Raw genomic sequence first — 17103 nt, forward strand, 5'->3', positions numbered from 1 at the left:
TGCGGGCAGTTCCGCGCGGGGAAGAGAGGTCGAAGATGCTCAAGCGGAGCTTTTGGGATCGCTACGCCGGGGTCTACGACCTCGTGACGCGCCCCGGGAATAAAGAACTCGCCGAAGCGGCTGCATGGATCGCGGGTTTCCTCCGTCCTCGTGATCGTCTCCTTGACGCAGCCTGTGGGACCGGGACATTCGCCTGCCTTCTGGCCCCCGCAGTCGAGTTCGTTCTGGCCTGCGATTATTCGGAGAAGATGCTCGAACAGGCGCGCCGAAAGGCTGCTCGTCGAGGTCTTCGCAATGTCGCCTTCAGGGTTCGCGACCTCAGATCTTTGACACTGCCGAGGGAGGTGTTCGACGCCGCCGTGTGCGCCAATGTCCTTCATCTCCTCGACTCGCCCGAAAATGCGATCGCGCAACTGAAAATGGTCGTGCGCCCCGGTGGCCTGATCATCGTGGCGAACTACGTCCACGAGACGGGGGCGAATTCTGCGCGCATGGAGCTCATCAGCAGGTTCGGTTTCGAATTCGCCCAGGACTGGGATGCAGCGGCCTTGGAGGAGTTCCTCTCCGAGCAGGGCCTGAGAATCATCGACAAGCGTCTCTTCGACGCGTGGCAGCCCCTTGAGGTCGTGGTGTGCCGTGCAGATGACGATGTCGTATAAGGACCAGGAAGTCTCGTGGGGACGGGGACCTGCGAAGGGGTGAGTGGAGCATTCAGCCTAAGGACTCTTGTCGCTCGATTTGAGAAGACCTCCGGACACTCGGCCCACCGGATGCGCACTGGCGTTGTCACTGCCGAACTTGGATCGTATTCATGGCGACCATGTGGAACGCATCGGAGATGCGCATGGACACCCGAGCGCCGAGGCCGACGCCGCGAGTGTCGATATCACGGTAGTAGGGGGTGTGTTCAATGAGCCGCGCCCCCTCGACGAGGGCGTCGACGAAAGCCCGAGGGTCGTCGATCGAGAAGTGCATGAGAGAGGAGTTCTTCATCCGCTTCACGTAGTACTGCGACATCTTCACCCCGATTGAGGAGGTCGAATCGAAGACGACGCGCACATTGTGAAAGGCCGCGAGGTGATTGATGAAGTCGACGACCTCGTCCTCGTGAAAGTAGTAGAAGACGCCGGACACGATGACGATGGTCGGCCGTTCGCCGTACTCTTTGACCTGGTCGATCCACGAGTAGTCGAACATGTCGCCAGGAAGATTGATGTGACGCTGCGAGGAGGCGAGCAGCCCCTCTCGCACCTCAATGACCTCGGGAAGGTCGAGCTCGAACCACAGTGCGCTTCCATTGTCGCAGCGCCAGAAGGTGGTTTCGAGTCCGCATCCGACGTTGACGACGGCCCCATGGGGGTTGTCCGCAAGGAATGCGCGGATACGCCGGTCCATATTCACTGAGCGGGCAACGCTTGCGAGCATTGTGTACTCGCTTTGTCCGCGCCGCATCCTCTCGGCCTCGGCGGGCAAAGAAGACTCGAGGGCAAGGACTTTCGAATCGGCGATCATCGCGGGATAGTGCGTCGATGCGTAGATGCGGCCCACGAGGGGGACGTACAGGGTCTTCGACAATTCACTCAGTTCGCTCACGCTCAACTCCCCCTCGGCTCGTTGTTTCCCTGTGCATCAGCGAACACCAAGCGCGGCGAAGGTTCAAGGGCTGCGATCTGCCCGGCTCGCGGCGCGGACGTTCCATAGGCTGGACCGCCGTGCGCAGTGCCGGAGTACCTCTACGAGAACACCATTCAGACTCTTCGAGCGAAGAATCCCGCTGCCCCTGGCCGCGATCGGAGTACAGCGGAGCGCTGCGCTAGACGAGGACGTCAATCACACCACCGGGCCCTTCAAGGGACCGGTCATACGTATGAGACGAGATCGTAGTGCGACGCCAGCTTCCGGCAAAAGGATTCCCAGGTTCGCGACGGCGCGACAACTCCTTCGATTGCCTCTCCCAGGAGCTGCGCCCTATTGAGACTGAGGCATTGCGCGTCGAGCACTATCGGAGGCTAGACAGAAGCCTCGATCTTGGCGACGAGGGAGTTCGCCCAGTCGACGGCATCGTCAACGCTTGGCAGCACGCTGAGCCCCTGTGCCTGCGCGCCATACAGAGACTCCCAGCCTTCTTCCTTCACGAGAGTGGGAGGCCACCCCTGCTCCTGGCGGTACTCGAAAAGCCGTACGCATATTTTTCGGGCCTCAAGATAGTCGAGATTGCCGCCAGTGACGGCGATCTGAAGATCGATGAGATCGTGGGCGCGCTCGCTGCCGACTCCGCTGAGCGCGTGAAGCTTCTGGGCTATCTGGTGCTCGAGCCGCATGCAGGGCACAGGGGCAGGTTCAGGCAAGCCCAACTCCTTCAGGATGGTCGCAACCTCCGGGGAGGAAACCATGTCGGGGTCTTCAGCATCGCCTATCTCGTTGTGGCCGACTTCCAGAGGTAGCGTCATCCAGGATTTGCCGTTGTAGGCGAGTTTGATGTCGAAGGGGCGCATGACATAGGCGGCGGGGACTCCCCTCGGCGAGGCAGGCTCCTTCGGGACGATGATCCCGGTGAAGCCACTCCATCCGTCGGTGAGAGAGTCCTCCAGGCGCGACACGTATTCCTCGAGCGAGGAGGCGCGGGCGGTGTCGAGGTCGCGCGAGAAACGCGTGACGTCCTTGCCGAAGCGGATCTTGAGGGCGTTTCCCCCTTTAGCGGCACCGTTGGGGAGCATCTGCCCGACGATTACGGTAGCGATGAGGCGCTTCACGCGGGTGGGCTCCTGACCAGTGCGTATGCAGAGCCTGTCGATGGCGATGTCGAGGTTGCGTCTGCTGTTCGGCCGTTTCGGTTTCGTCACGATAGATCCTCTTTCAGTCTCCCGTGCTCTTCGGCGGTGAGGAGCCCTTCTCTGCGCGCCTGTTCGACGGCGTTGATGAGGCGCTCAGGCATGACGGAGGCCCTGCAGATTTCAATAGCGTCGGCGACTCGCTGAGAGGGGATTCCCTCGTAGGATGTCATTCGCTCTGTTGACGGGGCGGGCACGATCTTGACCCAGGAGGGAAGCGTGCGCCGCACGCGCTTCGGTGTTGCCACGGTTATCACCTGCGGATCTACAAGCGCGAGCCCGTGCAATGACAGGACCGACTCACCCCACAAATAACCGCCCTCTCCTACGAGCGCGACCGCCTCAGCGAAGGCGTCATAGGGTGTGGGGACCCAGCGCATGAGCTTGTAGACCCCGTGACCGCGGCGAATGAGCTTTCCCTCGGAACACCAGCGGCTCATTTCGCCGGTGGTGACCCCTGCCTCACGCGCCTGCGCAGCAGTCACAATGCCATACTCATCGGCTGCAATCTCGTATATGTCATCGTAGTGCGTCACGTCAAAAGCCTAACGCTTTTGTATGTGTTTTGACACTCTCAAGCAGCGCTGCGCTCGTCCAATGGACACCATCACCTATGTTTGAGCCCCATATGCCCCCTTGCGCACACCCCCGTCCTCGATTGTCACATCCACAGGCCGTCTGGAGAAGACGCTAGCGCTTGGGGAGCTGAGATGCGGCAGGCATCACCCGCGGCGCGCGTGGAAGAGCCACCCCTCGCCTTGAGCCCTGTGCATAAGGAAACTGACCCCGGCCAGAGCAAGGGCGAGGCCCAGGCCCGTGTAGAAGAAGGCGACGAACCAATCGGGGAAGATACCAGCCATCCTCATCCCCATGCCCATGGACATCATGAGCGCCATCATCACGTAGCCTCGCACATCGAAGAAGCGGAGAGGATTGTGCTTATCGCCCTCGAGCGACCTGATCCTGTGGGAGTTCTTGATCACGAGCTTGCTGAACATCATGTGGAACGCCAGGAAGGTCGCAGCTACTCCCACAATCAAGGCGAAGGCGACGAGGGCTGCGGCGTCATTCATGTCGGTGGCTGCGCGCAGGCCAAGGACTGCGACGTTGACGCCGGCAAGCATCCACACCACACCGGCCACGAGCATAAGGTTGCTCTTCTTCATTTTCATCATTTCCTTCACAGGGGTGTTTCAGCGTCGATGTAGAGGGTGGCGCCGACACTGGGGGCAGGGTCGGCATACAGAGTGGCGTCGGCGTAGAGGGCGGCGTCGGCATAGAGGGCGGCGTCGAGAAGCGCGAAAAACGCCTCACAATCGCTGCCCTCCATGAGCGATGCGAAGATGCTGCGAAGAGTGAAGCGGCACAGACTCTCAGGGTGAAGCGCACCAACGAGGCGCGCCCGAACCACCGCATCATCAGCATCGAGGACGTGGCGCAACCCCTGTTCCATATGGGCCATCATCGGGGCGCGCGCAGTTTCTAGGGCACAACGCTCACTATCGGGGAGCCTTCGCATCTGCGCAAACCAGTCAACGTTCATCGCCGCGATCGCCTCACTCAGAGCATCGTGGAAGCGCCTGAGGTAGGAAGTGAAGCCTTCGCCCTCGCGGACTGCGCAGTGCTCCTCGAAGAACGTCTCTGCGAAGAAGCGTTTGAGAACTGCAGCCGTAAGCTCGGCCTTCGTCGGGAAGTAGACGTAGACCGAGCCGACCGCAATACCGCACGCCGCAGCGACTTTTCGCACGGACAGGGCGGAGACTCCTTCATGCGAGGCGATCGCGTAGGCCTCGTCAATGAGCTTCTCCCTATCGATCACCTGTTTCGGCACGAGAATCCACCCCCTCTTCGCTGACAAAAATTTCTAATGAACACCGTTCATTGTAGACGTGTATCGTGAGAGGTGAAGAGTGAGGACAGGCTCGAGCTGAGTTCGATCGATCACAGGGTGGTCAAGAAGCTCCCAGAATCGGCGGTCTCTTTCAATGGAGCTCGCGACCACGAGGGGACGCACAGGGTCTTCGACAGCTCGTTCAAGTCGGCCTTGGCCGCCCTCGCCCTCGTTTCACACGACAGGTTCTGCCCACGGGGAACACCATCGAGAAAGGTGCCTCAAGGCGCACAGGTCCCTGGCCCTACGCTGGGAAGAAGGAACCGTGCCCGGAGGCAGCGGAGTAACCGCAGTGAACGGCCCGCAGCGTCTTTCCCGGACCTATGCTGGTGAGGGGCCCTCCGGATAGACACGGACCCCCACCACCCGAAGGGAGACCACCCATGAATGGAAGCGGAATCGACTGGGAGGCTGCGGCGAACCACTGGATCGACCAGGAGGTCGGCGAGGCGCGCATGCCCGAGGGCGAGCTGATCGCGGAGATCGAGGAGTTCCTTGGCCGCCACAAGATCTGCGCGTTGGCCACGGCGGGGGCCGGGATCGTGCGCAACACGACGGTTGAGTACGTCCACGCCGAGGGCGCCTTTTGGATCGTCAGCGAGGGCGGCCTCAAGTTCCGGGCGCTGCAGGCCAACAGCAACGTGTGCCTGGTCATCCACGACGAGGACACCTCTTTCGACACGCTCGCCGGATTGCAGGTGACGGGCACTGCCGAGGTGCTTGAGCCATTCGGTGCGGAGTACGAACACGCCTGCCTGCTGCGCGGCATCCCGGTGGAAAGACTGCGGAAGCTGTCCTTCGTCATGAACATCATCAAGGTGGTGCCCACGCGTTACGACTACGTGAACGGCAGGCTCAAGGAACGCGGTTTTAGCGCGCGCCAGCACGTCGATCTTTGAAAAGGCGGCGCCTGTGAACCCGAACTCTGAAGGGGTGCTCATAAGCGCACACGGACTGAGCTACTCGTGCCGCTTGCAGTTCCTCCTGTGGGCGCGGAGCTTCTTGAGCGCCCAGTCGTAGTGGGAGCTCGTGGCGCTCACGAAGTAGGAGCCCAGCGTCGTCGTCCCCGTCCAGTCGAATCGTCCCTTGTGGAACAAGTCCTCGTCGGAGAAGCCCTCCACCAAAGCCATAACCGCGTTGTGGGACTCGGCCAGCAGGTCGCGGGCCTCTTCCAGAGGCGTCTCCTGGTGTTTGCGCCACAGGGCGACGTTCATGTCGCCGTAGGTCCGCCACGTGTAGGGTTCGGGCACAAAAGGCCGCCTCTCCCCCGAGATGTTCGCGCCCACCCAGTCCAGTAGAAGGCGATGCCACTCGTGGAGGTGGGTCAGAACATCGCGCAAGTTCTTGTCCCGGCTCCAATGTGCTTCCTTCTTGCCCTTGTCGGCAGAAAAATCGAAGGGAGCCTCCAACTCGTTTTCGGTCATGGAGGCGGCGAATTCCCTGAGCTTCCCGTAAGCGCGTGCGGATGCGGCGATCAGCTCGTCTTTACTCGTCGGGCGCGCCATGGAACAGCCTCCTTCGTCTATCGGGCCAGGAGTTCTGGGCTCTTCGCATTCTAGGGTGCGGACCGCGCGTGAAGCATTCTCGATGCCATTGGTCTGATACCCCGAATCCTCAAACGTGAAGAACTAGTAGTGCCCCGCGTATTCAGAGCGTCACGGACTACTCGTGAACGATCCAGATGCCGGACCGAGTGCTTCCTTGCCTTGAAAGAATGCCCTCCTCTTTCAGCTCCGCGACCATGCGCTCAGCACTCCTCTTCGAACAGCCGAGAACTTCCGCGAGCTGGGAGACTTTGCCATCGCTGTGCTCCCTGAAGAAGTCAAGCGCCCTGGACCGAGCCAGCTCCCTCTCACCTTCGGGCCTGGAGAAGGGAAGGAGCGACTCCCTGATCGTGTCCAGCATGAACTCGACGAACTCTTCGCCAGACCCGGCGGCATCGGATTTCGCCAAAGCCTCGTAATAGCCCGCTTGACGCCGTCTGATTGTGCTCTCGATTGGAAGCCATGCGAGCACGGGCCGCCACCTCGATAAGAGAAGCGTGTGCCACAACCTGCCCGTTCTTCCGTTGCCGTCTAAGAAGGGGTGGCAGAACTCGAATTCGAAGTGGAAGACGCAGGAGGCGAGCAAAGGGTGCATGCTCGTTTCCTTCAGCCAGCCGAAGATACCCGCCATCACCTCGGGGACGTGGGCCGCTGGAGTGCCTGCATGAATGAGGATGTCGCCGTCAAACACGCCGACGTTGCCGTTGCGGAAGCGGCCCGCCTCGGGGACCAAGCCCTCCATCATCACTCGGTGCGCTCTGAGGAGATCGTCGATGGAGTACGGATCCAGTTCGGGGATGAGGTCGTAGGCGTGCTTGGCGTTTTCGACCTCGAGGATGTCACGGCTGTCGCCGAGGACCGGCTTCCCATCGAGGATGGCGCTCACGGTTCTCTCATCGAGTGTGTTCCCCTCAATCATGAGGGAGGAGCGAATCGTTTGTATCCGGAGCTCCCGATGCAGGGTGGGGCTTTTCGCCAGCGGTGCCTGCGGGGAGAGCATGCCTACGAGCTCTGCGATTTCCATGCAGAGCGAGTCAATCGCATCGTTTCGCTGCAATGGCGGTTCGTATGCCATACTCCATCCTCTCAATGCCGCCAAAATTATACCGCCACGGTTATACCGCCAATGGCGGTAATGTGCCTCTTCACAAGAGGAGGGTCGGTGTGTGTCGGCGTATCGGCATATCGGCCCGGGGCAGGTGTTATGAAGCTTGCAGTGGCGAGAGTTGCTGGGCGTACTTCGTCGAGAGCTTGTGAGCGGCGTAGGTGGGTGAAGGCCACACGTTCGAAAGACCCCGACGCAGATGACAGCACTGCTTGCGCAGGCTGCGCCGTGTCCTCACCTATCTCTTGCGACGCCTTGATGGACTCGGTCGCTCCCCCATTCGAGCGCCTCCAGATTCATCCTGAACTCTTCCTCGACTACAAGCGCACATCACATTCGCACAGGGCCCTCGAGGTCAGCGTTTCTCCTCTTGAAGTAGCCCACTACCGCGTCGCGCACAAGCTGTGAATCGATTCCGACAAAAGACCTCTGTGAGATGAGCTCGGCCACCGCACGCTCTGCCCGCTACGCCCTCACCATGGTGCCACCGGGTGACTTCACCTCGGGGGACTCACAAAAGAGGGCACGTGGGCTACATCAGGGTGGAGCGGTGACGTCAAGAGCGTAGGGCATCCTGTCTAAGAGCCCGACAAGGTAGAGTGGGCTGCCATGCGGGAGCACGTACTTCCTCCACCTGTAGGGGATAGAGGCAAACTCGTCGTCACACACCTCCGGTGAGCATGAAACATCCCTCGTGAGCTTATCTATGGCATTTGTTTTCAGGGCGTAGGAGATCGAACCGGGCAGAAAGCCTGCTTCCGCAATCTGTGCTGCGTTGACGACGCCCGCGGCACGCTCAATAGACCTGGCTATCTCTTCGCTTTTCCCATGGCCACACCTCTTTGATTTTTAGACACAAATCGCCCCCTATCATGTGTCCAGTAATCAAATTGACGAGCGTCGGGACGCAGAGGAAGGACGCCGATTCCACGCCCCCTCTCTTTTATTCAGCACATCGAAACAGGGGTCAGATAAGCCCTCGAAGAACACAACCACGATCAGCCACAACGACCCCCTTCACAAAGACTCTGTTGCAACCACCACTAGAACCTAGCCCCCAGTTAACACCACCGCTACACCCTTAATGGGGAAGAACCACTTATTCTTGTTATCATAGAAAAATCCTTACATAACGTCAACATGCCCTATTTATCCAATACAACCAATACAAAACGTTATTTTGAGAAAAGATGGCTACTCAATCAAAGAGCAAGTATTCATCCATCTATAAGCCGCTCCAATTCATTCGCCACCCACTCTCTTACTTCCTCCTCTGGAGCTGGACCAATTACAGGACCACTTTTTAAGCTTGTAGTGGGCCGATAGTTCCCTTCTATTGTCGTAGATGCTACCATGCTCTCACCATCATATATCCCGACATCAATACACCAGGCATACGGTATCGCCCCACTGGTATATTCGACTGAATTGCTCCTCTCCGCGCGATTTCTTACGATAACAAGATAGCCCACATCCGAATAGCTGCTAGCCTGGTATTGCGATGGAATATACTGATCAGAGTACCTGAACAGTTTTTCGCGAGGAAAATCAGTAACAAGGGCGACCGTTTTCATCATTCCATCCGCATAGGCACCAAAATTGGCATGTATAGTCACTGCCTTATTGCCTTTCAGAGGAGGCAATTCCTCAGAAAGATCATCAAGCTTCAGAGAGCCGTAATCACCAAAACGATAACTGACCGTGCTGCTATATGCGCTTGGCATATCCAGCGTCATACGGAGACTATAGAACTGTCCAGTGGCGAACAGAATCCCCAAAGATGCGGTAAGAACGCCTAGTAAGATTCCAACCTCCTTCGCACATTCAACAGAGTCGCCTTTCATTTTGACACGATTGAAGGCAACCCCAACGCCAACAATCATCAGCAAAATAAGGGAGACAAAAACTGCCGCCAGAAAGACAACCAAAAACCCCCTCAGACTATCCAGAAACGCAAGAACAACTGCGACCGCTACCAGAATCGCAACTGTCAAAGAAAAATAATGCGGTCCATCTTTCATCAGATAATCTCTCATCAGACACTCCTCCACTCCGAAGACGAAACGATATTGAAGCCCCCTCGACCTGCACCACCCTTTAATCGTTCCAGAAAAATAGGAAATCAGAATTTACTCGACGGTAGAATTGCGAATAAGAATGCGAAGCATGAAAAAGCGGAAGACAACCAGAGCACATATACTTGTTCTTTTGTGGCTCTTCCCAATTAAAGGTGTAACGGCGGTGTCACCTGGAAGGCGCATTGTGCCCAGTTGATGGTCGAGGTGTTTTGATGATGGGATTTGTCAGGGGGCCCATCTCGAAGACCTCGACATGTCCAACACTACCTTCAGGGGTCTTGATATGATCACCCTCATTGGCTTGGGCGACCTTGGTCTGGATGTCACCGGCCAGCTCATCGAGTCTGAGCATGCGGTATGGAAATTTCGGTTGGTCGAGCCCCGACGGTTGGTGCCGCCGGTGTGGGTGTCAGGGACAGCTCGTGACACTGTGACTCGACAGCTGGCTCATGAACCCCTCGAGTGACGCCCCATCACGCTACTGATCGAGCTGTGTCGTTTCCCCTGTAGTGGTTGTAGGCGCGTGTGGCGTCAAGATGAAGCGTCCTGGGTTCTGTTCCGCTTCTATGCTCCAACAAGGGTTGGGGCGTGGTGGTGAGTATAGTACGGATCTTTTGTTTCTTGTGGGGTGTGGTAGTTGAGGGCTTGGTGGAGGCGCTTCGTGTTCCACTAGTTGTATCACTAGAATCAACATCGGTCCCGCACTGATCTCGAAGGCTTAACCCCTCATCAAACTCGTTCACAGTTTTATGAGGAACAACAGCTAGTGCAACCACTTTGTAATCAACACCCCAGGACGGTAACGATGACTGACGGGGAGTCCTTCGACAAGGACACGCCATTCGTTCGATACGAGATGGTGTTTCCGAAAAAGCAACTGCTACCCGGATTTTTCGGCTCTAATCCCCTGAAGGGAAACGAGCCGACCGTCGATAGCGGAGCTTACTCGAATGTTGCCGATCACTTATCTGACCAGATTGACTGGGAACCCCATGTAGACAAGGCCGACAGGACCGATTACATCGTCGCAGTCAGCAGCGGCATCATCGCAGGCATCATCGATATCCTCCTCACCGGAGAATTCTCACTTGATAGAGCAAACGAGTGGGGCAGTGACAAAGTCGAGAAGATTGTGCTCAAGGTCGCCAAGGCAGAGGGCTACAATGGCGACGACCTTAACAAGGCCATCAAGACGCTTGAAGAAAATCACCCACTGGCCAGTGATGGCAACACCAACGATTGGGGCGGCGGCAGGCAGCATCATTTCCGAGACTTCGCCCATCACCTGAGTATTGGCGGGTTGGCGATGTCCATCTTCACGCAGTTCTCTGGCTTTTCAATCGGCACTGATACTAACGGCGCATTGGCAATCATTCCAATCCCCGAATCGCATAGACAATACCTGGGCAAAAGCACTCAAGAGAAGATCGTATTCGGAACCATCGAGTGGTTCTTCCACATGGTTAGCGACGCAGCCGGATCAAGCGGCAACGGTGGAAAGGGAACCGGCATCCCGGGCCCGCTGTTGTCTCTCTTGAAGGAGTTCTCATCACTCCCCTTCTTCAAGGACTCGAAGAGTGACGATCTGAGCTTCAGACTCTGGCTCTCGAAGCTGTTCAACGGAACCCTTCTTGCAGACCATGACGCGAACGGCAAGATCATCAAGGGCACGGAGCGGCGATTCGACCTTCGAACTGAGATCGGCATCCTCGAAGAGGTTGGCAGGATGGCGGCGCCGGTGCTCATCAATCAATGCATTGTCCGAGGGGCCTACTTCTGCCGAAGGCTTTTCCGCGAGATCGAGAGTCTCGACATCCGCAGCTTCGGCGACCTGGGGCGAATTGCACCCGAGGACATTCTTCCATGGGGCACTCCCGCCATGCATAGGATGGTGACTGTGTCGAGCGGAGTGTTCAGTGGCATCGACTTCGCAGATGCTCTCGTAAGGGCGATTCCCGCTAAAGACCCTGTAAAGTTTTTTCTCCACATCAATTACGTTGGTGTTGCGTCCTTTGTGGTCGCATGCGTCGTAGACGCGAAGGCAACATTTTCCGACAGGAAGCTTGAAGAGGGCGAGAGACCCGAGGACTCGTACGAACGCAAACTCGCAAGCCTCGGGTGTTTGAAGCTCGATTTCGAGAAGGCGCGAGTCCTTCACTCAATCATGTACCAGCTCGTTGCGTACGACATCGAGCTCGAAAAGCGCGATAAGCGCAAGGCCCGCAAGCAGAAATGGCTCGAGGAGTGGAGCGACAAAATCGTCGAGACGACGAACACCGTCTGGGCCGCAGGTGCCGAATATTTCCTGAACGACGCTCCCCTGTACGACGAAATCGAAAGACTGCGAAAAGAAGACGAGGACGATACGTGGCTGTGGCTCGTGGCAATGGAAGCAGCGAGGTTCGAGCCGTACAGATTCTTTCATAGTAAAAACGACAGAATGCACAAGGGCCTCAAGCCATGCTCAAATTACGCGAAAGACGTCTTTTGCGTACGCCAGGGGTCGGTGAGCTTCGGTAGTCTGAAAAACTTGACAAGGCCGTGGGCACAGCGCGCAGCCGCTTGGACGGATCCGTAATGAAGGGCATCGCAGGCGCAGCGGGAACCGTCGTCGTCGTTGCCGTGACCGGTGGATTCGCATTCTATTTCGCGCCCGTTTTGGCAGCTGCGCTCGGCGCGGAAATCGCCACACTCTCAGGAGCAGCACTTACGAGCGCCAGCCTCGCGTTCTTGGGAGGAGGAGCCCTTGCTACTGGCGGGGCGGGTATGGCAGGTGGAACGATGGTGATCGCAGGCGGGGGCGCACTTCTCGGCGCGGTCGGCGGCTCAAGTGCATCCGCAGCGCTGTCGATAGCTTTGGCGACGGACGAAAACTATATGCTCGAAGAGTGCGCGAAGCTAATTGCATTCAGCGAAGAGGTTCTCATCAAGCGGAAGGGAGACCATTCATCAGCCAACGAAATCGGGGAGACGCTAAGCATGCGAACTGTCGAGCTGGAGACCGAAATAGAGGCCATCAAACGTGTGTTGGCCTTCGACGAGGATTCCGAGACCGACGAAGATGAGAGCGACAACGACGCTGAAATCAGCCCGAAGAAGATGCTCAAGATTCTCGAGCGCAGCCAGAAATACTTGAAGCGAAGCAATGCGGAACTCACGAACGCGCTTGAGAAGGCGCTCAAAGAAAAGAGTTAGCGAGTTCAACACACACGCTGACGCTGTCGACCCCTCGGGCTCGACAGCGTTTCCTTGTGCACCGATAACAGGCTCATCCCAATTGAGAGTGTGGGCGGCTTCGAAGACTCCTGTTTCAAGCAGGTGGCGGGTGACGTACTTAGCGGGGGTTGCGAAAACCTAGAGCGCTGTCTCGGAGGTGTTCGAGGTGACCGTTGAGTGTTGCGCCCCGGATTTGATAAAGACGGCGATGATTGGAAAGGAGCCACAGCCTCTATCACACCCAGAGTCTGACAGCCATACTCCCACTCGATCGTTGCACGCTTCGTTTTCATGTAATCAGCGGGTCAGGTGGACTGGGGTTTTCTTTACTCTCCTATCGCGAAAACCGTTTGGTCACCATGTAGTCAGCGGTGACTACATGCTCTGTAATCACTTGAAAAGAGTATTTTCGTCCGACCGAAGAGTGACAGCTCTGAGCTGGGGAAATGCTGATTTGAGATCCGCAGGTGACGAAATATGACCTAGTAGCCCTCAGCGTATGTCGCTTATTGCATTGTTGGTGAATGCGCAAGAGGCAAGTGTGGTGCCTGGCGTTATAGCGTGGTCATGAGTTGCTCAATCTGGCTGTTCACAAAGCTGGGATTATCGGCATTCGAGTTATGCCCCGCGTCAGGCACCCACACGAGAGGGATGCTCTCACCGGCAGACCATTTGCGGTTGAACACCTTCACATCACCAGCGCGGTCCTTCTCCCCGCAGAGCAATAGTGCCGGACAGTCGATGTCGTAAGCGCGTCCGGACTCGACAGCATCAGCAAGCATCGTGTAACCGTGCGCGGCGAGCTCCACATACTCCTTCTTGGTGTAGCTTTCCATGAAGGAGCGCATGCTAGCTTTCCCCTCGGCGGTTGTCGCTACTCCCCATGAGCCCAGCGACTTCAGCCAAGACCAAGGCATAGAACGGTACATGCTCTTAGTATGTCGTAGCGCTTTGACTTCCCACGTCGGGTAATACTTTCTTTTGAGCGGCGCTGAATCGATGGAGACGAAGCCAAAGGCTTCTCCTGGATAGAGGTCGATGAACGCTTGCGCAACGTAACCGCCGAGCGACTGTCCCACAAGCACTGGGCCCTTGACGTTCTCTGCCTCCAAAACTCCGTGCAGAATGCGGGCATAATCGTCCAGGGAGAAGTCAAGCGGATACGGTCGTGATTTCCCGTGCGCAGGGGCATCCCACACCAGGCATTTTGCCTTGCCTGAGAAATGCGCCATCTGCGCGTCGAACAGGGTGTGGTCAGCAGTAAGGCCGGGAAGAAATACGAGCCATGGCATATCCGTATTGGCAGAGGCGTCCACCCAATAGGCGACGTCACCGCTATTGGTGCGATAAGCGCGCTCCTGCAAGGTTTGGGGCATGGGTGAATCTTTCTCGTTGAGGTTCAAGCAGGATAAGCAGTCGCAGCGTCCTTGGCTTGCACTTGCCTGAGGACGAGCTAGAGTTCCCAGACCGGTACGGCCTGTACGTCGCGCGTCACAAGATAGGGCTCATCGGTCTGGCAGACCACATGCCCGAACCCAACCTCGTAATCCGAGAGCCTGTCCAAGCAGCCGAAGTTTTTGACAGCATCGCTTCCAACGGTGGCCGCCGTCTTAACCTCCACGGGATGCAACACATGGCCATCCTGTATGACGAGGTCAATCTCGCGCTTCTTCGCATCTCGGTAGAACCACACGTCGCGGAGGTTCGCTCCTGCGTTCATGTAGCTCTTGAGCACCTCCGAGACAACGAAGGTCTCGAAGACGTGCCCGGCGACCGCACCGTTGCGAAGCTGTTCGGGGGTTGTCCACCGCGTGAGGTGACATACGAGCCCCGTGTCCATAAAGAAGATCTTCGGGGTTTTGGAAAGACGTTTGTCCACATTCGGCCAGAACGGCTGGATAACCTTCACGATGTTCGAGGCCTGGAGTACTGAGAGCCATGCCTTGACTGTTTTGTGGTCGACGTCGATTGCGTTTCCGATATCAGTAGCGTTCAACAACTGTCCTGACCTTGCAGCACAGGCAACCATAAAACTGTAGAACTTGGCCTCATCCTGAACGTTGATGAGGTCGCGTACATCGCGTTCAAGATATGCAGATACGTAATCCGAGTAGAAGGAGTCCCACTCCACGGAACTGTCTTGAAGCTCGGGCATGGAGCCCCTGTGGATGACGCTCCAAATATCCAGGCCTTTCACATGCTTGGGCTCGGTAATCCGCGCCGGCACGTAAGGATGCGGGCTGCTTGCAGAGCCGATAAGCTCCCTCAAGCTGAGAGGGGGCATTTCGATAATCCTAATCCTGCCAGCCAGAGACTCGCTCACGCCCTTCATCAGATGGTACGTCTGCGACCCGGTGAGCACAATGCGGCCCTTCTGGTCGGACTGGTCGACAATCCATTTCACGGGGGAGAACAGCTCGGGCACCCGCTGGACTTCGTCGACGATCAGAGGGAGTTCATGAGAATCGAAGAACAGCACGGCATCCTGTTTGGCCAGCAGATAGTCGCGCGGGTTTTCCATCGAGACGTAGCTGAAGGAGCCCCCAAGGTGTTCTTTGAGCACCGTGGTCTTACCTACTTGGCGCGCACCGGTGATAAGAACCACCTTGCCCTGTGTCAGCATGGCGTCGATGGTCGACTCAATTTCGCGCCTGATATACATGAACTGCCTCCTTCTGCATGAAGGCAATTTTCTTATTGCGTATCTATGCGGTCAAATTTGGGAACAGTATTCCCAAATTTGACTACTCCCACTCGATCGTGGCCGGGGGCTTGCTCGTCACATCGAGGACCACGCGGTTGACCTCGGGCACCGTGTTCGTGATGCGCGTCGAAATCTTCGCAAGAACCTCATAAGGCAGGCGCGTCCAATCAGCAGTCATCGCGTCCTCGGAAGACACGGGGCGCAGCACGATCGGATGACCGTAGGTGCGGCCATCACCTTGGACACCCACACTCCTCACATCAGCCAAGAGCACCACCGGGCACTGCCAGATCTGAGAATCAAGGCCCGCTGCGCTCAACTCTTCACGGGCAATCAGATCAGCGGCGCGCAAAATATCGAGACGCTCCTTCGTGACCTCACCAATGATGCGAATACCAAGACCCGGACCGGGGAAGGGCTGACGATTCACCAGGTAGTCGGGCAGACCGAGCTCACGCCCCACGGCGCGGACCTCGTCTTTGAAGAGGGCACGCAGAGGCTCGACCAGTTCGAAGGTCATGTCATCGGGCAGGCCGCCAACATTGTGGTGGCTCTTAATATTCGCCGCACCCTCGCCGCCGCCGGACTCGACGACATCCGGGTACAGGGTGCCCTGGACGAGGAACTTCACCTCGCCCTTAGCACCAACCTCTTCAATGACCTGCTTTTGAGCGGCCTCGAAGGAGCGGATGAACTCGCGGCCAATGATCTTGCGCTTCGTCTCCGGGTCAGACACCCCCGCGAGCGCAGAAAGGAAACGCTCAGACTCGTCGCACGTGATGACGCGAATACCCATTCCGCGCGCATAGTCGTTCTCAACCTGCTCGCGCTCGCCCGCACGCAACAGCCCATGATCGATGAAGAAGCAGGTCAGCTGATCGCCGACCGCCTTGTGGACGAGAGCCGCAGCAACGGAAGAGTCGACACCTCCGGACAGCGCGCAAATCACCTGAGCATCGCCGATCTGCTCACGGATCCTCTCGACCTGCTCGTCAACGATGGAACCGGGAGTCCAGGAGGGCTCAATGCCCGCGCCCTCGTACAAGAAGTTCTTCAAAGCATCCTGACCAAAAGCAGAATGGGCGACCTCGGGATGCCACTGGAGGCCGAAGAGGCGACGCTCACGATTCTCGAAAGCTGCGACAGGCGTCTGGGCGGTGGAGGCAGTGACCTCGAAACCCGAGGGAGCGGCCTGGACGGCATCACCGTGACTCATCCACACGACCTGGTCACCGGGAGTATTGGCGAAAAGACACGAGCCCACAGCAATATTCGCATCAGTGTGGCCATATTCGCGCGTACCCGTGCGCCCGACCGTACCGCCCAGCGCCTGGGCCATCGTCTGGAACCCGTAGCAAATGCCGAGGACGGGGACTCCCGCGTCGAAGATCGCAGGATCAATCGAGGGGGCGCCGTCCTCGTACACCGAGGAAGGACCGCCCGAGAGGATGATCGCGGCCGGCTCCTTGGCGAGCATGTCCGCAATGGGCATGGTGTGGGCAACGATCTCGGAGTACACCGAAGCCTCGCGCACGCGACGAGCGATGAGCTGCGCGTACTGGGCACCGAAATCAACGACGAGGACAGGGCGGGGAGCAGTCGTGTTCACACGGGGATTCTACCCGGCAAGATCGACGATTCGGGCTCCGTGGACTGTGCAGGGGGTCTCGGGCGGAGTGCTCCCGCTTCGCGCGGTGATTGTGCGCGTCTTCCAGGGCTCATCCGCCCCTCCCC

General features: G+C 57.8%; 16 protein-coding genes. 5 read left to right on the forward strand and 11 right to left on the reverse strand.

Translation table 11 applies throughout. The annotated features are described in order from the left end of the window. Positions 1–35 precede the first annotated feature (35 nt). Positions 36–659 (forward strand): class I SAM-dependent methyltransferase, encoded by a 624-nt coding sequence (locus FFA61_RS06705; RefSeq protein ID WP_131247366.1) that lies wholly within the window; start codon positions 36–38, stop codon positions 657–659. Between the two features lie 127 nt (positions 660–786). Here the strand turns inward: FFA61_RS06705 and FFA61_RS06710 are convergent, their stop codons facing one another. From FFA61_RS06710 to FFA61_RS06730, 5 genes are all read right to left on the reverse strand, one after another. Further along, a complete protein-coding gene (locus FFA61_RS06710) occupies positions 787–1593 on the reverse strand; it encodes a class I SAM-dependent methyltransferase (protein ID WP_040314221.1) in 807 nt (268 codons plus the stop codon). A 416-nt stretch (positions 1594–2009) separates the two neighbouring features. Next, a complete protein-coding gene (locus FFA61_RS06715; RefSeq protein WP_005965001.1) occupies positions 2010–2843 on the reverse strand; it encodes a nucleotidyl transferase AbiEii/AbiGii toxin family protein in 834 nt (277 codons plus the stop codon). Beyond that, complete coding sequence (locus FFA61_RS06720; protein WP_005965004.1) at positions 2840–3367, reverse strand: type IV toxin-antitoxin system AbiEi family antitoxin domain-containing protein; 528 nt, start codon at positions 3365–3367, stop codon at positions 2840–2842. The genes FFA61_RS06715 and FFA61_RS06720 overlap by 4 nt, the downstream gene beginning before the upstream one ends. A 186-nt stretch (positions 3368–3553) precedes the next feature. After that, positions 3554–3997 carry a hypothetical protein gene (locus FFA61_RS06725; RefSeq protein ID WP_083879504.1) on the reverse strand — a complete coding sequence of 148 codons (444 nt, stop codon included), beginning with the start codon at positions 3995–3997 and terminating at the stop codon, positions 3554–3556. A gap of 14 nt (positions 3998–4011) precedes the next feature. Next, positions 4012–4662 (reverse strand): TetR/AcrR family transcriptional regulator, encoded by a 651-nt coding sequence (locus tag FFA61_RS06730; protein WP_083879505.1) that lies wholly within the window; start codon positions 4660–4662, stop codon positions 4012–4014. A 443-nt stretch (positions 4663–5105) separates the two neighbouring features. Here FFA61_RS06730 and FFA61_RS06735 point away from each other — a divergent pair, with 443 nt between their 5' ends. Further along, positions 5106–5621 carry a pyridoxamine 5'-phosphate oxidase family protein gene (locus FFA61_RS06735; RefSeq protein ID WP_005965012.1) on the forward strand — a complete coding sequence of 172 codons (516 nt, stop codon included), beginning with the start codon at positions 5106–5108 and terminating at the stop codon, positions 5619–5621. Between the two features lie 60 nt (positions 5622–5681). Here FFA61_RS06735 and FFA61_RS06740 read toward each other — a convergent pair whose 3' ends face one another. Then, entirely contained in the window at positions 5682–6227 is a 546-nt protein-coding gene (locus tag FFA61_RS06740) for a ClbS/DfsB family four-helix bundle protein (RefSeq protein WP_005965015.1), read from the reverse strand. Positions 6228–6384: 157 nt separating this feature from the next. Continuing rightward, positions 6385–7152, reverse strand: a complete 768-nt coding sequence (locus FFA61_RS06745; RefSeq protein ID WP_242600909.1) for a Fic family protein — start codon at positions 7150–7152, stop codon at positions 6385–6387. A 447-nt stretch (positions 7153–7599) separates the two neighbouring features. On the opposite strand from FFA61_RS06745, the gene FFA61_RS06750 reads away from it, so the two are divergent. Further along, positions 7600–7779: a hypothetical protein gene (locus FFA61_RS06750; protein WP_131247367.1), complete on the forward strand. Its 180-nt coding sequence runs from the start codon at positions 7600–7602 to the stop codon at positions 7777–7779. Positions 7780–8588: 809 nt separating this feature from the next. Here the strand turns inward: FFA61_RS06750 and FFA61_RS06760 are convergent. After that, entirely contained in the window at positions 8589–9407 is an 819-nt protein-coding gene (locus tag FFA61_RS06760; RefSeq protein ID WP_005965024.1) for a hypothetical protein, read from the reverse strand. An 847-nt stretch (positions 9408–10254) separates the two neighbouring features. On the opposite strand from FFA61_RS06760, the gene FFA61_RS06765 reads away from it, so the two are divergent. Together FFA61_RS06765 and FFA61_RS09310 are read left to right on the forward strand one after the other, a co-directional pair. Further along, positions 10255–12027 (forward strand): hypothetical protein, encoded by a 1773-nt coding sequence (locus FFA61_RS06765; protein WP_005965030.1) that lies wholly within the window; start codon positions 10255–10257, stop codon positions 12025–12027. Next, the gene (locus tag FFA61_RS09310) at positions 12027–12644 is read left to right on the forward strand and encodes a hypothetical protein (RefSeq protein ID WP_005965032.1); all 618 of its coding nucleotides are present in this window, start codon (positions 12027–12029) and stop codon (positions 12642–12644) included. Before FFA61_RS06765 ends, FFA61_RS09310 begins: the two co-directional genes overlap by 1 nt. A gap of 575 nt (positions 12645–13219) precedes the next feature. On the opposite strand, the gene FFA61_RS06775 is transcribed toward FFA61_RS09310, so the two are convergent. The 3 genes from FFA61_RS06775 to guaA all read right to left on the reverse strand — a co-directional run bounded on the left by FFA61_RS06775 (position 13220) and on the right by guaA (position 16978). Continuing rightward, positions 13220–14041: an alpha/beta fold hydrolase gene (locus tag FFA61_RS06775; RefSeq protein WP_005965035.1), complete on the reverse strand. Its 822-nt coding sequence runs from the start codon at positions 14039–14041 to the stop codon at positions 13220–13222. Between the two features lie 77 nt (positions 14042–14118). Then, positions 14119–15327, reverse strand: coding sequence for an ATP-binding protein (locus FFA61_RS06780; RefSeq protein WP_005965038.1), 1209 nt, complete (start codon positions 15325–15327; stop codon positions 14119–14121). An 82-nt stretch (positions 15328–15409) separates the two neighbouring features. After that, on the reverse strand, positions 15410–16978 hold the full coding sequence (gene guaA / locus FFA61_RS06785) for a glutamine-hydrolyzing GMP synthase (RefSeq protein ID WP_005965041.1): 1569 nt from the start codon (positions 16976–16978) through the stop codon (positions 15410–15412). Between the last annotated feature and the right edge of the window lie 125 nt (positions 16979–17103).

Source organism: Schaalia cardiffensis F0333, from assembly GCF_005886435.1.
GTDB lineage: Bacteria > Actinomycetota > Actinomycetes > Actinomycetales > Actinomycetaceae > Pauljensenia > Pauljensenia cardiffensis.

What these genes read in the sequence shown, in the direction of transcription:
- FFA61_RS06705 (WP_131247366.1), top strand. Translation starts at nt 36, where the DNA reads ATGCTCAAGCGGAGCTTTTGGGATCGCTACGCCGGGGTCTACGACCTC.
- FFA61_RS06725 (WP_083879504.1), bottom strand. Translation starts at nt 3,997, where the DNA reads ATGAAGAAGAGCAACCTTATGCTCGTGGCCGGTGTGGTGTGGATGCTT.
- FFA61_RS06735 (WP_005965012.1), top strand. Translation starts at nt 5,106, where the DNA reads ATGAATGGAAGCGGAATCGACTGGGAGGCTGCGGCGAACCACTGGATC.
- FFA61_RS06740 (WP_005965015.1), bottom strand. Translation starts at nt 6,227, where the DNA reads ATGGCGCGCCCGACGAGTAAAGACGAGCTGATCGCCGCATCCGCACGC.
- FFA61_RS06760 (WP_005965024.1), bottom strand. Translation starts at nt 9,407, where the DNA reads ATGAGAGATTATCTGATGAAAGATGGACCGCATTATTTTTCTTTGACA.
- FFA61_RS06765 (WP_005965030.1), top strand. Translation starts at nt 10,255, where the DNA reads ATGACTGACGGGGAGTCCTTCGACAAGGACACGCCATTCGTTCGATAC.
- FFA61_RS09310 (WP_005965032.1), top strand. Translation starts at nt 12,027, where the DNA reads ATGAAGGGCATCGCAGGCGCAGCGGGAACCGTCGTCGTCGTTGCCGTG.
- FFA61_RS06775 (WP_005965035.1), bottom strand. Translation starts at nt 14,041, where the DNA reads ATGCCCCAAACCTTGCAGGAGCGCGCTTATCGCACCAATAGCGGTGAC.
- FFA61_RS06780 (WP_005965038.1), bottom strand. Translation starts at nt 15,327, where the DNA reads ATGTATATCAGGCGCGAAATTGAGTCGACCATCGACGCCATGCTGACA.